This is a genomic window from Kitasatospora sp. NPDC036934 (genome assembly GCF_055608425.1).
Window position 1 is genome coordinate 14,372 of the sequence record NZ_JBVJQR010000043.1, and the last position, 14,071, is coordinate 28,442.

General features: G+C 72.4%; 9 protein-coding genes. 4 read left to right on the forward strand and 5 right to left on the reverse strand.

What is annotated here, in order from left to right; all coding sequences use genetic code 11:
* The first annotated feature begins 64 nt into the window (after window positions 1-64).
* Window positions 65-1,603 (forward strand): FMN-binding glutamate synthase family protein, encoded by a 1,539-nt coding sequence (locus tag ACZ7BZ_RS35870; protein WP_470362012.1) that lies wholly within the window; start codon window positions 65-67, stop codon window positions 1,601-1,603.
* A 94-nt stretch (window positions 1,604-1,697) separates the two neighbouring features.
* Here the strand turns inward: ACZ7BZ_RS35870 and galT are convergent, their stop codons facing one another.
* On the reverse strand, window positions 1,698-2,801 hold the full coding sequence (gene galT / locus ACZ7BZ_RS35875) for a galactose-1-phosphate uridylyltransferase (protein ID WP_470362014.1): 1,104 nt from the start codon (window positions 2,799-2,801) through the stop codon (window positions 1,698-1,700).
* Window positions 2,802-3,060: 259 nt separating this feature from the next.
* Between galT and galK the strand changes: the two genes are divergently transcribed.
* Window positions 3,061-4,203, forward strand: a complete 1,143-nt coding sequence (gene galK / locus ACZ7BZ_RS35880) for a galactokinase (protein ID WP_470362015.1) — start codon at window positions 3,061-3,063, stop codon at window positions 4,201-4,203.
* Between the two features lie 62 nt (window positions 4,204-4,265).
* Here the strand turns inward: galK and ACZ7BZ_RS35885 are convergent, their stop codons facing one another.
* The 4 genes from ACZ7BZ_RS35885 to ACZ7BZ_RS35900 form a co-directional block, all read right to left on the reverse strand.
* A complete protein-coding gene (locus ACZ7BZ_RS35885; protein WP_470362016.1) occupies window positions 4,266-5,072 on the reverse strand; it encodes a DeoR/GlpR family DNA-binding transcription regulator in 807 nt (268 codons plus the stop codon).
* A gap of 306 nt (window positions 5,073-5,378) precedes the next feature.
* Window positions 5,379-6,419: an ABC transporter permease gene (locus tag ACZ7BZ_RS35890; RefSeq protein WP_470362017.1), complete on the reverse strand. Its 1,041-nt coding sequence runs from the start codon at window positions 6,417-6,419 to the stop codon at window positions 5,379-5,381.
* On the reverse strand, window positions 6,416-8,062 hold the full coding sequence (locus ACZ7BZ_RS35895) for a sugar ABC transporter ATP-binding protein (RefSeq protein ID WP_470362018.1): 1,647 nt from the start codon (window positions 8,060-8,062) through the stop codon (window positions 6,416-6,418). The genes ACZ7BZ_RS35890 and ACZ7BZ_RS35895 overlap by 4 nt, the downstream gene beginning before the upstream one ends.
* A gap of 186 nt (window positions 8,063-8,248) precedes the next feature.
* A complete protein-coding gene (locus ACZ7BZ_RS35900; protein WP_470362019.1) occupies window positions 8,249-9,298 on the reverse strand; it encodes a substrate-binding domain-containing protein in 1,050 nt (349 codons plus the stop codon).
* Between the two features lie 601 nt (window positions 9,299-9,899).
* Here ACZ7BZ_RS35900 and ACZ7BZ_RS35905 point away from each other — a divergent pair.
* Window positions 9,900-12,323, forward strand: coding sequence for a ricin-type beta-trefoil lectin domain protein (locus ACZ7BZ_RS35905; protein ID WP_470362020.1), 2,424 nt, complete (start codon window positions 9,900-9,902; stop codon window positions 12,321-12,323).
* A gap of 394 nt (window positions 12,324-12,717) precedes the next feature.
* Window positions 12,718-14,001 (forward strand): helix-turn-helix domain-containing protein, encoded by a 1,284-nt coding sequence (locus ACZ7BZ_RS35910; RefSeq protein WP_470362021.1) that lies wholly within the window; start codon window positions 12,718-12,720, stop codon window positions 13,999-14,001.
* Window positions 14,002-14,071: the final 70 nt, after the last annotated feature.

The following is a 14,071-nucleotide window of genomic DNA, read 5'->3' on the forward strand; positions in this document are numbered from 1 at the left end:
ACCCGACGCACGACACGACGGCTCCACCGACGGCGATGGAGTCGTGCACCGAGGAGGAATCTCCATGCAAGCCCGGAAGATCGGCGCGGCCGCCGCGACTGCGGTGGCGCTTCTGGCTGCCCGCGACCTCATCCAGAAGAAGCACGCGCTGCTCCGGAACTTCCCGGTGCTCGGCCACGCCCGGTACCTGTTGGAGACGATCGGGCCCGAGCTGCGGCAGTACATCGTGACCTCCAACGAGGAGGAGCGTCCCTTCAGCCGCGACCAGCGCAGCTGGATCTACGCGTCGGCGAAGGAGCAGAACAACTACTTCGGGTTCGGCACCGAGGTCGACGTCGAGCACGTCCAGGGGCACGCCTACGTCAAGCAGCGCACCTTCGCCGACGCGCTGCCCGACCTCCACGACCCGCAGTCCCCGCTGCCCTCGGCCAAGGTGCTGGGCGGGCCGCGCGGCCGGGCCAAGGCGTTCCGCCCGGCGAGCGCGGTGAACATCTCGGCGATGAGCTTCGGCTCGCTCTCCGGCGCCGCGATCACGGCGCTCAACAAGGGCGCGGCGGAGGCCGGCGCGATGCACAACACCGGTGAGGGCGGCCTCTCCCCGTACCACCGCCAGGGCGGTGACCTCGTGCTCCAGCTCGGCACCGCCTACTTCGGCTGCCGCAACGAGGACGGCAGCTTCAACCTCGCCAAGCTCAAGGACGTCGTCGCCGGCGCGCCCGTCAAGGCGATAGAGATCAAGCTCTCCCAGGGCGCCAAGCCCGGGTTGGGCGGCATGCTGCCGGGCGCGAAGGTCACCCCGGAGATCGCCGCGATCCGCGGCATCCCGGTCGGCCAGGACTGCGCCTCACCGTCCCGGCACACGGCGTTCGGCGACGTCGACTCGATGCTGGACTTCGTCGAACTGATCGCCGCCGAGACCGGCCTGCCGGTCGGCGTCAAGAGCGCGGTCGGCGACATGGGCTTCTGGCAGGAGCTGGCCGCGCTGATGGAGCGCGGCGACCGCGGCGTCGACTTCGTGACCGTCGACGGCGGCGAGGGCGGCACCGGCGCCGCCCCGCGGATGTTCGCCGACTCGGTGTCCCTGCCGTTCCGGATGGGCTTCTCCCGGGTCTACGGCACCTTCGCCGAACTGGGCCTGACCGACGGCCTGACCTTCATCGGCTCCGGCAAGCTGGGCCTGCCCGAGAACGCCGCGGTCGCCTTCGCCCTCGGCGCCGACATGATCAACGTGGCCCGCGAGGCCATGCTGTCCATCGGCTGCATCCAGGCCCAGAAGTGCCACACCGACAAGTGCCCGACCGGCATCGCCACCCAGAACCAGTGGCTGGCCCGCGGCCTGGACCCGGCGTCCAAGTCCACCCGCGCCGCGGTCTACCTGCGCACCCTGCGCAAGGAACTGCTCAAGGTCTCCTCGGCCGTCGGCGTCGCCCACCCGTCGCTCATCACGGCCGACGACATCGAGATCATGAACGGCGACTACGAGGCCCGCACCCTGGCCGGCGTCTACGGCTACAAGGCCGGCTGGGGCGAACTCGGCCCCGACCTCGCCAAGGAGATCACCGCCCTGGTCACCGCCGAGCGCACCGCCACGCCGTCCGTCTGACCCGACGCGGCGGCGGGCAACGGGGTCTCCCCCTCGTACGGTGGCCTCCCACCCCTGCCGGGGCGGGAGGCCACCGTCGTGTCCGGGCCCGGCGTCAGGCCGGCCCGGCGGCGCGCAGCCGCTCGGCGGCGGCCTCCGGACTGACGTCGGTGACGAAGGCGTCGAGCCCGGACTCCACCCCCGCCAGGTACTTGAGCTTGCCGGGCGCCCGCCGGATGGTGAACAGCTCCAGGTGGAGGGCGAGTTCGGCGCCACTGTCCTTCGGCGCCTGGTGCCAGGCCGCGATGTACGGGGTGCGGTTGGGCGCCCCGCCGGGCCCGGCGGGGAACAGGGCGTCGAAGCGGCGCAGCAGGTCGAGGTAGAGGCCGGGGAACTCGGCGCGCTCGGCCTCGTCGAGCGCGGTCAGGTCGGGGACCCGGCGGTGGGGGTAGAGGTGGACCTCGTACGGCCAGCGGGCGGCGAACGGGACGAAGGCGGTCCAGTGTTCGCCCTGGAGGACCAGCCTCTCGGGGGTGTTCAGTTCGGTGGCGAGCAGGTCCTCGAAGAGGTTGCGGCCGGTGCGGGCCCGGTGCGCCTCGGCCCGGGTGATCATCCGGGCGGTGCGGGAGGGGATGAACGGGAAGGCGTAGATCTGCCCGTGCGGGTGGGCGAGGGTGACCCCGATCTCCTCGCCGCGGTTCTCGAAGCAGTACACCTGCTGTACGCCGGGCAGGGCGGACAGCTCGGCCGTGCGGTCGGTCCAGGCGTCCAGGACGAGGCGGGCCCGCGGTTCGTCGAGGTCTGCGAAGGAGGTGTCGTGGTCGGAGGTGAAGCAGACCACCTCGCAGCGGCCGTTGCCGGGCCGGAGGGTGTGCAGGGGTTCGTCCCGGGCCGCGACGTGGTCGGCGGAGCCGGTGGCGAGCGAGGGGAAGCGGTTCTCGAACACCGCGACCTCGTAGTCCGGCGCGGGGATCTCGCTGAGCCGTCCGTCGCGCGAGGGGCACAGCGGGCACTCGCCGGCCGGCGGGTGGTAGGTGCGCTGCTGGCGGTGCGCGGCCACCGTCACCCACTCGCCGAGCACCGGGTCGAGCCGGGTCTCGGAGAGGCTCGCGGTGGGTCCGAGCGGCCGCTCGTCCGGGACCTCGCGGAGCGCACCCGGCACCTGGTCGAAGTAGACCAGTTCGCGGCCGTCGGCCAACTTGGTGGCGGTTCTGTGCACCGCTGTACTCCTTTAGCGCGTGGGACGTCGGCCCGGCAGATTCGAGCTTCAACAGATTCAAACAGAGACGATCGCTTGTCAACAAGCATCTCTGCTGGTGATACCGCTTCCGGCCGTCTGCTCGACGCAAATGAACATGGACACCAGCAGATATTGACCCTGGGGGCAGTCATGTTTGATTATGTCGGAATTCGCTACCCGCGTGCCGGTGCAAGCCGACGGCGGGAACCACCGCGCACCCCCAGGCATGGAGTTGCAGATGATCGACGAGGCCACCGAGTTCGAGGCCGTCCACGGTGTACGCCCGAGCGGTACCTGGGCCGCCCCCGGCCGGGTGAACCTGATCGGTGAACACACCGACTACAACCACGGCTTCGTCCTTCCCATCGCCCTCCCCCACACCACCCGGGTCACCGCCCGCCGCCGTGAGGACGGCCGGCTGCGCCTGTTCAGCGCCCAGGGCGGGGGCACCATCACCGACCTCGCGCTCGACGGCCTGGAGCCCGGCGTGGTCACCAGCTGGGCCGGCTACCCGGCCGGCGTGTTCTGGGCACTCTCCGAGGCCGGGCACACGGTCGGCGGGGCCGACCTGTTCTTCGCCAGCGACGTGCCGAGCGGAGCCGGCCTCTCCTCCTCCGCCGCCCTGGAGTGCGCGACCGCCGCCGCCCTGAACGACCTGTACGGCCTCGGCCTGAGCGCGCCGGAGCTCGCCGTGCTCGCCCAGCGGGCCGAGAACGCCTTCGTCGGCGTGCCCTGCGGCGTGATGGACCAGATGGCCTCCTCCTGCTGCACGGACGGCACCGCGCTGTTCCTGGACACCCGGACGCTGGAGCAGCGGCACGTCCCGTTCGACCTGGCGGCGGCGGGCCTACGGCTGCTGGTGATCGACACCCGGGTCAAGCACGACCTCGGCGACGGCGCCTACGCCGCCCTGCGGACCGGCTGCGAGCGCGCCGCCGAGTTGCTCGGCCTGCCCGCGCTGCGCGACCTCGCGGCCGCCGACCTGGGCCCGGCCCTGGACCGGCTGCCCGGTGAACTCCGGCCGCTGGTACGGCACGTGGTGACGGAGAACGGGCGCGTGCTGGAGACCGTCGACCACCTGGACCGCGGCGACCTCGCCGCGCTCGGCCCGATCCTGACGGCCGGACACGCCTCGCTGCGCGACGACTTCCGGGTCTCCTGCGCCGAGACGGACCTCGCGGTCGAGGCCGCCGTCGCCGCCGGGGCGCTGGGCGCCCGGATGACCGGCGGCGGGTTCGGCGGGTCCGTCATCGCCCTGGTCGGGGCAGCGCGGGTGGCGGAGGTCTCGGCGTCGGTGACGGCGGCCTTCCGTACCGCGGGCTTCGCCGAGCCGGTCACCTTCACCGCCGTTCCCTCGGCCGGCGCCCGCAAGGTGGGCTGACCGGACGGTGGGCTGACCACGAGGCGGGACGACCGCCCGGGGCGCCGCCGGGAGCGAAGGGCTCAGCCGGCGGCCGGGACGACCAGGAGCTCGCCGACCGCCTCGGCGAGCACCCCGCGGGCCGCCGCGGGCAGGGCGTCGTCGGTGATGAAGCAGTCGACCTCCGCCAGGGTCGCGAAGCTGCTCAGGCCGACGACGCCCCATTTGGTGTGGTCGGCGACCACGACGGTGCGGCGGGCGGAGGCGATCAGGGCCCGATTGGTCTGCGCCTCGGCCAGGTTCGGCGTGGTGAGACCGGCCTGCTCGCTCGCCCCGTGCACGCCCAGGATCAGCAGGTCCACGTGCAGCGAACGGATGGTCTGGTCGGCCAACGCCCCCACCAGGGCCGCCGAGCGGGTCGGCGACCCGCCGGTCAGCAGCAGGGTCGGGACGCTCTCCCGCCCTTCGCCCCCCGCCGCCCACAGCAGGTCGGCGATCCGCAGCGAGTTGGTCACCACCGTCAGCTCCGGGACCTCCAGCAGCCGGGAGGCGACCGCATAGGTCGTGGTGCCGGCCGACAGGGCCACCACGCTGCCCGGCTCCACTAGTTGGACCGCGGCGTCCGCGAGCGCCGCCTTGGTGCCCTCCTCCAGGGCGGACTTGGCGTCGAAGCCGGGCTCGAAGGTGCTGGCCGTCCCGGTCGCCACCGCGCCGCCGTGGACCTTCTCCACGGTGCCCTGGCGCACCAGCGCGTCGAGGTCCCGGCGGATGGTCATGTCGGACACGCCGAACTGCTCGACCAGTTCGGCGACCCGGATCGCGCCGGTCCGGCGGATCGCCTCCAGGATCAGCGCCTGGCGCTGGGCGGCGAGCAACGTCTGGTCAGCCACGGAGGACCTTTCGATCGAACGAGCGCGTACGGCCGGGCCGTCCCCGTCGGCGACCGGCGACGCGGCCGGAGCCTGCGTGATCCATTATCCCCGCCCCGGACGGGCCCCGGGCCCGAACCCCTGGGACCGCGGGATCGCAGGACCGCCAGACCACAGGACCGCCGGGGAGGTGGAGGCGCGGGAGCGCACCCGTGTGGGGGCCGGGTGCGCTCCCGGCCCCCGGCCCGCGGGACCGCAGCGACGGAGAATCCGTCCGGTCCCGCGGGAGCGCGAGGGTGCGAGGGCGCAGGAGGGTGCGGGGCGGCGTCAGGCCGGCAGGCCGACCGCGCGTTCCCGGTTGCGGCGCTGCTGGATGACCACCGCGGCCACCAGCAGGGCTCCCTGGGCGACGTTCTGCCAGAAGGCGTTGATGCCCTGGACGGTGAGGCCGTTCTGCAGCGCGCCGAGCAGCGCCACCGCCAGCAGGGTGCCGCCGATGCTGCCCTTGCCGCCCTTGAGGGCGCAGCCGCCGAGCGCGGCCGCGGTGATCGACTGGAGCTCCAGGCCCTCGCTGCCGGAGACGGGCTGGCCGCTGCCGGTGCGGGCGGTGAGCAGCACGCCGGCTAGGGCGGCGACGGTGCCGGAGAGGGCGTAGGCGGCGATCAGGTACTTGTTGAGGTTGATACCGGCCAACCGGGCGGCGGTGTCGTTGCCGCCGATGGCGTAGATGTTGCGGCCGATGTCGGTGTACGTCAGCAGGGCGTGCACGGCGACTGCAGTGAGGATCAGCAGCCAGACCATGGTGGGCAGGCCGGCGATCTTGCCCCGGCTGAGGAAGACGAAGACCGGGTCGTTGAGCACGTAGCCCTGGGCGCGGCCGTCCGAGACGAGCTGGGCGACGCCCTTGTAGGCGGCCAGTCCGGCGAGGGTGGCGATGGTCGGGTTGACCCGGCCGTAGATGATGACGACGCCGTTGAACAGGCCGATGCCCGCCCCGATGGCGAGCGAGGCGCCGATGCCGAGGTACGGGTCGGCGCCGGTGGAGGTGAAGACCATGGCGCTGGTGACGGAGGCCAGGCCGGCCTGGGAGCCGACCGAGATGTCGAGGCCGCCGCAGATGATCACGACGGTCTGGACGACGGCCAGCAGGCCGGAGATGGTGGCGGCCTCGGCGATGACCTGGATGTTGTCCCAGCCGACGAAGTTGGGGTTGAGCGTGCCGAACAGGGCGACGACGGCGACCAGGGCGCCGATCAGGCTGAGGTTCTGACCGCCGATCGCGGCGAGCAGGGCGCGCGGGCCGCCGGACCGCGAGGGCAGGGCTCCGGCGTCCGGCGCCGGGGCGGTCGGGGGCGTGGCGGTGGTCATCGGGTCTCTCCGGTCTGGGCGGGGGTGGTGGCGGCACGGTGGTCGGCCGTGGCGAGGTGGTCGGCGGTGTCGAGCCGGTCGGCGGAGCCGAGGTCGTCGGCCGTGGAGAGGTCGTCGGCCATGGCGAGGGCCAGGACGGCCTCCTCCGTCGCCTGTTCACGGGTGAGCTCGCCGGTGGTGCGGCCGTTCTGCATCACCACGATCCGGTCGGCGAGGCCGAGCACTTCGGGCAGTTCCGAGGAGATGACCAGGACGGCGGTGCCCTCGCGGGCGAGGTCGGCGATGATCTGGTAGATCTCGGCCTTGGCGCCGATGTCGACGCCGCGGGTTGGTTCGTCGAGGATCAGCAGCTCGGGTCGGCGGGCCAGCCAGCGGGCCAGGACGACCTTCTGCTGGTTGCCGCCGGACAGGGTGCGCACCTCCGCCTCGATGGAGGGGGCGCGGACCCGCAGCCGGTCGGCGTACTCCTGGGCGAGGGCCTTCTCCTGGCGGTGCTTGACGAACCGCCACCGGCTCAGGCGGCCCAGGCTGACCAGCGAGGTGTTGTCGCGGATCGTGCGCTGCAGGAACAGCGCCTGGGCCTTGCGCTCCTCGGGCGCCAGTCCGATGCCGGCGGCGATGGCGTCGCGCGGGCTGCGCAGGCGCAGCACCTCGCCGTTGAGGGCCACCGTGCCGGAGTGGATCGGGGCGTCGCCGGCCAGGGCGAGGGCGAGTTCGGAGCGTCCGGCGCCGATCAGACCGGCCAGGGCGACGACCTCGCCGGCCCGGACCTGGAGGCTGACGTTCCGTACGTCGTCGGTGGTGACGTCGGCGACGTCCAGGACGACGCGGTCGGTGGCGACCTGCTGGCGGGCGAACAGCGAGGACAGGTCGCGGCCGACCATCAACCGGACGAGTTCGCTCTCGTCGGTGGCGGCGGCCTGGACCACCCCGGCGACCCGGCCGTCGCGCAGCACGGCGATGCGGTCGGCGAGCCGGAAGATCTCCTTCATCCGGTGGGAGACGTAGATGACCGCGATGCCCTCGTCGCGCAGCCGTCCGATCAGCGCGAACAGCGCCTCGACCTCGTGCTCGGAGAGCGAGGAGGTCGGCTCGTCGAAGGCGATCGCGCGCGGCGCGACCGCGCCGGTCAGGGCCCGCATGATCTCGACCAACTGGCGTTGGGCAGCGGTGAGTTCGGATCCGAGCAGGTCCGGGTCGAGGACCTTGTCGAAGCCGAGGCGGGCCAGGTCCGCGGTGATCCGGCGGCGCAGTTCGGCGCGGTCCAGGCGGCGCAGGGCGGTGCGCGGCAGCGAGCCGGCGTAGACGTTCTCGGCGACCGGGACGTGCGGGATGATCTCGGGTTCCTGCGGGATGATCCGGATCCCCGCGCGGCGGGCGTCCTGCGGGGAGTGCAGGTCCAGCGGCCGGCCGTCCAGCAGGACGCGCCCCTCGGTGGGCCGGTGGTCGCCGGTGAGGATGCGCAGCAGGGTGGACTTGCCGGCGCCGTTCTCGCCCATCAGCGCGGTGACCTGGCCGGGCGGGAAGGAGAGCGTGACGTCCGTCAGCGCCTGGACGGCGCCGAAGCGCTTGGACACCGCTTCGGCGCTCAGGCCGGCGGAGCCGCCCGGTGGCGGGAGGGGCGAGGGTTCGGGTGGGGTCATCGGGGCCTCGTTGGCAGTGCGGTACGGGCGGAGGTGCGGACGGGCCGCGGAAGCGGCGGCTACGGCTACGGCTACGGCTACGCGACAGTGACGGCGGCGGCGGGCGCGGCGGCCGTGCGGCGGAACCCGGTGGCCCCGCCGCACGGCCGGCCCGAACTGGCGTCGGGCGCACCGTCGAACGCGGCGTCAGCTGCAGGACACTCCCGCGGACTGCCAGGTGGCGGCGTCGACCATCTTGGTCGGGGCGAAGGCCTCCTTGGGGAAGTCCTTGCCGTTCTTGAGCTTGTCGTACATGGTCTGCACCGACAGGGCGCCGACGTCCTTGCCGTTGATGAACAGCGCGGCCTTCATGCCGGAGGGCTTGCCGGCGGCCCAGTCCTTGCAGGCCAGGTAGGCGCCCAGGCCGACGCCGTCGATGTCGTCCGGGCTGATCCCGGCGTTCTGCAGGGCGGTGACGGAGCCCTGGACGTTCTCGTCGTTGCAGCCCCAGGTCACCCAGTGCTTGACGCCCGGGTTGGCGGTGATGGTGGCGGCCACCTTGTCCTGCGCGCCGGTCGGGGTGTTGTCGGTGGCGACGTCGATGGTCTGCACGCCCGGCACGCTCTGGTCGAAGGCGGCCTTGGCGGCCTTGACCCGGTCGCCGCAGACGGTGACGTCCTGCTTCCAGGCGGAGATGATCCGGGTGTCGGCGGCGTTCCAGCCGGCCTTCTTGAACTCCTCGGCGGCGCGCTGGCCGACCTGCTGGCCCATCTGCTGGCCGGAGAAGCCGATCCGGGGCACCAGGTCGCCGGCCGCGCAGTTGGCCGGGTCGGGGCCGCTCGCGCAGACCTGGTCGTCGGAGGTGAGCAGCGCGGCCTTGGCATCCCGGGCGGTCTGGACCACCTGCGGGCCGACCGCCGGATCCGGCACCACGATGATCAGGCCGTTGCTCTTCTGGGCGATCGCGGCCTGCACCTCGCCGACCGTCTTGTTGGCGTCGCTGCCGAGGTTGACCACCTTCAGGTCGGCGCCCAGTTCGGCGGCCTTGGCCTTGGCCCCGGCCGCCTCGTCCACGAAGTACTGCTGGTCGCCCTGCTTCTGCAGGTAGGTGATCGAGACCTTGCCGGACACCGTGGCCACCGGCGCGTCAGCCCCGGAGGAGGAGGTCTGTCCGGTGGAACAGGCCGTCAGGCCGACGGAGGTGACCAGGCTCAGCGCGGCGAGCGAGGCCAGGCGACCACGGAGGGTGAGGTGCATGCTGAAAGGCTCCTGAGGGTGTCGGGCAGATCGGCCAGTAACAACAGAACCGATCAGAAAACATCGCAATCAAACGCGATGAGCCAACAGGAAACGCCCAGTTCAGAGCTGAGTCAAGCTCAGGTTTGCCATCCGGGCCGTTTCGACACCGTCTCGTTATGTCTCGATCGACCCGAGCGGCCCCGACTCCCTACTGGCCGGTAAGTAAGCGCCCCGATAGCGTCAGGTATCGCCGGTACGACGTCAATAGCAGGTGGCGGGAAGGTTCCGGTAGCACGCTCGACTCCGGGCACCCGGAGCTTCGGCCGGGGGCGTCCGATCGTGTGCGGCGGGTCGTGGCGGCGGGACGGGCACAGGAACGACAGCGGTGCAGGGGCATTGAATCTTGCTGGACCAAGTTGTTGATTAGTGTTGGAAGTTGGGTCTACGCTCCTGCCCGGCGTCCCGGCATGTACCCGCCACCGCGCTCGACGACACCGCTCCACCGACCTCGCACCCCGAGTCCTGCCGGACCCCCTCCGCCAGACGGCGCCAACCCGCGCTGGACCGTCGCGTAGCACGACCGTCCCACCCACCCGTCCCCCACCCCTCGGAGACCTCCATGGGCCGCACACACCTGCCCTCGAAACTCCGCTCCGCCCTCGGCGCCGCAGCCCTGCTGCTGGGCGGCCTCGGCGGGCTGGCCGCGCCCCCCGCCGCCCAGGCCGCCGGCCCTGCCACCCCCGCCCCGACCACCGCCATCACCGTCGACGGCACCCACCCGGGCCTCGCCTTCGACGGGGTCGGCGCGATCTCCGGCGGCGGCGGCAACTCCCGGCTGCTGATGGACTATCCGGAGCCGCAACGCAGCCAGCTCCTTGACTACCTGTTCAAGCCCGGCTACGGCGCCTCCCTGCAGGTGCTCAAGCTGGAGATCGGCGGCGACACCAACTCCACCGACGGCGCCGAGCCCAGCATCGAGCACACCAAGGGCACCGTCGACTGCAACCAGGGCTACGAATGGTGGCTCGCCGAGCAGGCGATGGCCCGCAACCCGAAGATCACCTTCTACGGCCTGAGCTGGGGCGCCCCCGGCTGGATCGGCAACACCGGCAGCGGCGGCAACTTCTGGTCCCAGGACACCGTCGGCTACCTGATGGACTGGATGGGCTGCGCCGCCCAGCACCACCTGAACGTCTCCTACCTCGGCGGCTGGAACGAACGCGGCTTCAACGCCACCTGGTACGAGAACCTCAAGTCCGCGCTGGTGTCGCACGGTTACGGCTCCACCAAGGTCGTCGCCGCCGACGACTCCTGGGCCGTGGCCGACGCCATGGCCACCGACCCGGCGTTCAAGAACTCCGTCGACGTCGTCGGCGTGCACTACCCCTGCGGGTACATGAGCAACTTCACCAGCTGCCCCAGCACCCCCACCGCCCAGGGGCTCGGCAAGCCGCTGTGGGCCAGCGAGAACGGCTCCGAGGACGCCGACGGCGGCGCCGGCGCGGTCGCGCGCGGGATCAACCGCGACTACCTCGACGGCCGGATGACCTCCTTCATCAACTGGCCGGTCATCGCCGCGCTCTACCCCAACCTGTTCTTCTCCAGCGACGGCATGTCGATCGCCAACCAGCCGTGGTCCGGCCACTACACGATCGGCAAGACCACCTGGGTCACCGCGCACACCACCCAGTTCGCCCAGCCCGGCTGGCACTACCTCGACTCCGCCGGCGGCTACCTGGGCGGCGCGCGCACCAACGGCAGCTACGTCACGCTCGAGTCGACGAACAACCGCGACTACAGCACCGTCATCGAGACCATGGACGCCACCGCGCCCCAGACCGCGAGCTTCACCGTCACCGGCGGCCTGTCCACCGGCGCCGTGCACGTCTGGTCCACCGACCTGAACTCCAGCGACCCGTCCCAGTGGTTCGTCCACAGCCAGGACGTCACCCCGCACAGCGGCGCCTTCACCCTCACCCTCCAGCCCGGCCACGCCTACACCGTGACCACCACCACCGGCCAGGGCAAGGGCACCGCCACCCCGCCGGCCGCCACCCCGATGAGCCTGCCCTACGCGGACGACTTCGAGACCCCGGCCACCACCACGTCGCCGAAGTACTTCGCCGACATGAACGGCGCTTTCCAGACCGTCCCGTGCGGCGGCGGCCGCGCCGGCAGTTGCCTGCGCCAGATGACGCCGACCACGCCGATCCGCTGGACCGACGAGCCGTACAACGCCCCGTACACGATCATGGGCGACGGCAGCTGGTCCAACTACACCGTCTCCGCCGACACCCTGTTCGAGCAGTCGGGCAGCGTCGAGCTGCTCGGCCGGGTCAACCAGCAGGGCCGCAACAACAACGGCCTCAACGCCTACCACCTGCGGTTCAGCGACACCGGCGCCTGGTCCATCGACAAGAGCGACACCAGCTGGCACTTCACCACCCTCGCGAGCGGCGCCGTCACGGCGCCGGGCACCGGCCGCTGGCACACCGTCGCACTGTCCATGCAGGGCACCACCCTCACCGCCGGCATCGACGGCGTCACGGTGGGCAGCGCCACCGACGCGAGCTTCACCAACGGACAGGCCGGCCTCGGGGTGACGGGTTACCAGACCGACCAGTTCGACCGCTTCGGCCTCACCCCCGGCACGCCGACCACCCACACCGGCCCGATCGCCTCCGCCCTGCCCGGCAAGTGCGTCGACGACAACGGCGATTCCGCCGCCAACGGCACCGCCGTCCAGCTCTGGGACTGCACCGGCGGCAGCTCCCAGGTGTGGACCTGGTCCAACGGCACCCTCACCCACGACGGCAAGTGCCTCGACGTGACCGGCGGCGCCACCCTCAACGGCACCCAGGTCGAACTGTGGGACTGCAACGCCGGCCCCAACCAGCAGTGGACGCCCCAGTCCGACGGCACCCTGAAGAGCACCCAGTCCGGCCGCTGCCTCGACGACCCGGGCCTCGCCACCGCCAACGGCACCCGCCTGGAGATCTGGGACTGCAACGCCGGCGCCAACCAGCGCTGGACCCTGCCGTAGGGCGTATCTGACGATTCCCGCCGTCCACGAAGTGGCCGGGCCCCGTGCGGTCGAACCGCACGGGGCCCGGCCGCTCCCGTCCGTCGCTGGAACGACCCCGACTTCCTGCTCGCCCGGGACTCCGGACTCAGCCAGGACGGGCTCCAGAGCCAGGGCTCGCTGTGAGCCGTGCCCCCGGCACCACCTGGTCCGTCAGCAGCACCTTCGACCCGGTCGGATTCGCCTGCGGTGACGGCGAGTTGGACGGCGTGGACGGGTGCGTGCGGAGCGCGCCGTCCCGGCCGGGAGGTCCACCGGCGCGATGGGTAAGGTGGACCGGCGGAAGGGCTCTGAACAGCGGGGACGCGACGGGCCCGGAACGCTGGAGCGGGACGTGGGGGAACGGAGACGTCGGGTGTCGGACGAAACAGGGGCAGCGGGAACGGCGGAGTTCGCGCGGCTGTTGAGCGAACTCAAGGCCCGCTCCGGACTGAGCTACGGGACGCTGGCCAAGCGGCTGCACACGAGCACGTCCACGCTGCACCGCTACTGCAACGGCACGGCGCTGCCCCACGAGTTCGTGGCGGCGGAGCGGTTCGCCCGGCTGTGCCGCGCGACGCCGGAAGAGCTGATGGAACTGCACCGGAGCTGGATCCTGGCCGACGCGGTCCGGGGTCGCCGGGCCGAGCGGAGCGCGGAGCCGGACCAGGCACCGGAGCCCGCACCGGCGGCGGCCGAGACGCCCCCACCGAGCCTCCCCGCCGGGGGGCCGGTGCTCCAGTTGGTGGCACCGGCCGTGCCGTCGCGACGCCGCCGGACCACGCTGATCGCCTCCGCCGCGGCCGTCGCGCTGCTGGCCGCCGTGCTGGCCGTCGCGGCCCCCTCGGTCTGGGGCGACGGCAGCGACGCGGGCGACCAGCAGGCCGCCGGCGCGACGGCACCGGGCCCGACGAGCACGACCGCTACGACCGGCACGACCGGCACGCCGACCGCCCCGGAGCCGCCGCCCGCCACCACGGCTGCCGGGACCACCGACCCGAGCACCCCGGCGACCGGCGGCACCACGGCGGCGACCACCCCCGGCGCACCCGACACCGCGCCCGCGCCGCTCACCGTCGGCGTCCGCCCGTACGTCTACGCCGACCCGTGCAGCCAGCACTTCCTGGTGAACAGCGCGCCGGCCCAGGTCGGCCCGCCCGCCCCCGAGCGTGACGCCCTGCGGTGGGCCGCCGCGTACGGCGCGGTGTCCTCCGGCGAGCAGGAGATCGCCCTCACCGTCCAGGGCACCGGGGCGGACACGGTCGTCCTGGAGGCGCTGCACGTGCGGGTCACGGCCAAGGGCGCGCCGCTGGCCTGGAACGACTACTCGATGGGGGTGGGCTGCGGCGGGGAGGTGGACACCAAGTCCTTCGACATCGACCTCGACCGGGGCAGTCCGGTGATCACCGTCAAGGGCGGCCAGCGCGACTTCCCGTACAAGGTCAGCAAGTCCGACCCGGAGGTCTTCTACGTCGTCGCGCACACCAAGGCGCACGACGTCCGCTGGGACCTCAGCGTGGACTGGTCCAGCGGGGACCGCCACGGCACCGTCCGGGTCGACAACCGCGGGACGCCGTTCCGCACCAGCGCGAACGTCAACCGCCCCGGCTACGACTACCCGCCGGGCTACAGCGAGTGGATCAAGCGCGAGGGCGGCTGAGGAGGCCATGGACCGGCCCTGAGGCCGGGCCGTTCCGTCCCCCCGTACGGAACGGCCCGCTCGACGGTGC

What these genes read in the sequence shown, in the direction of transcription:
- ACZ7BZ_RS35890 (WP_470362017.1), bottom strand. Translation starts at nt 6,419, where the DNA reads ATGACCACCGCCACGCCCCCGACCGCCCCGGCGCCGGACGCCGGAGCC.
- ACZ7BZ_RS35900 (WP_470362019.1), bottom strand. Translation starts at nt 9,298, where the DNA reads ATGCACCTCACCCTCCGTGGTCGCCTGGCCTCGCTCGCCGCGCTGAGC.
- galK (WP_470362015.1), top strand. Translation starts at nt 3,061, where the DNA reads ATGATCGACGAGGCCACCGAGTTCGAGGCCGTCCACGGTGTACGCCCG.
- ACZ7BZ_RS35870 (WP_470362012.1), top strand. Translation starts at nt 65, where the DNA reads ATGCAAGCCCGGAAGATCGGCGCGGCCGCCGCGACTGCGGTGGCGCTT.
- ACZ7BZ_RS35895 (WP_470362018.1), bottom strand. Translation starts at nt 8,062, where the DNA reads ATGACCCCACCCGAACCCTCGCCCCTCCCGCCACCGGGCGGCTCCGCC.
- ACZ7BZ_RS35905 (WP_470362020.1), top strand. Translation starts at nt 9,900, where the DNA reads ATGGGCCGCACACACCTGCCCTCGAAACTCCGCTCCGCCCTCGGCGCC.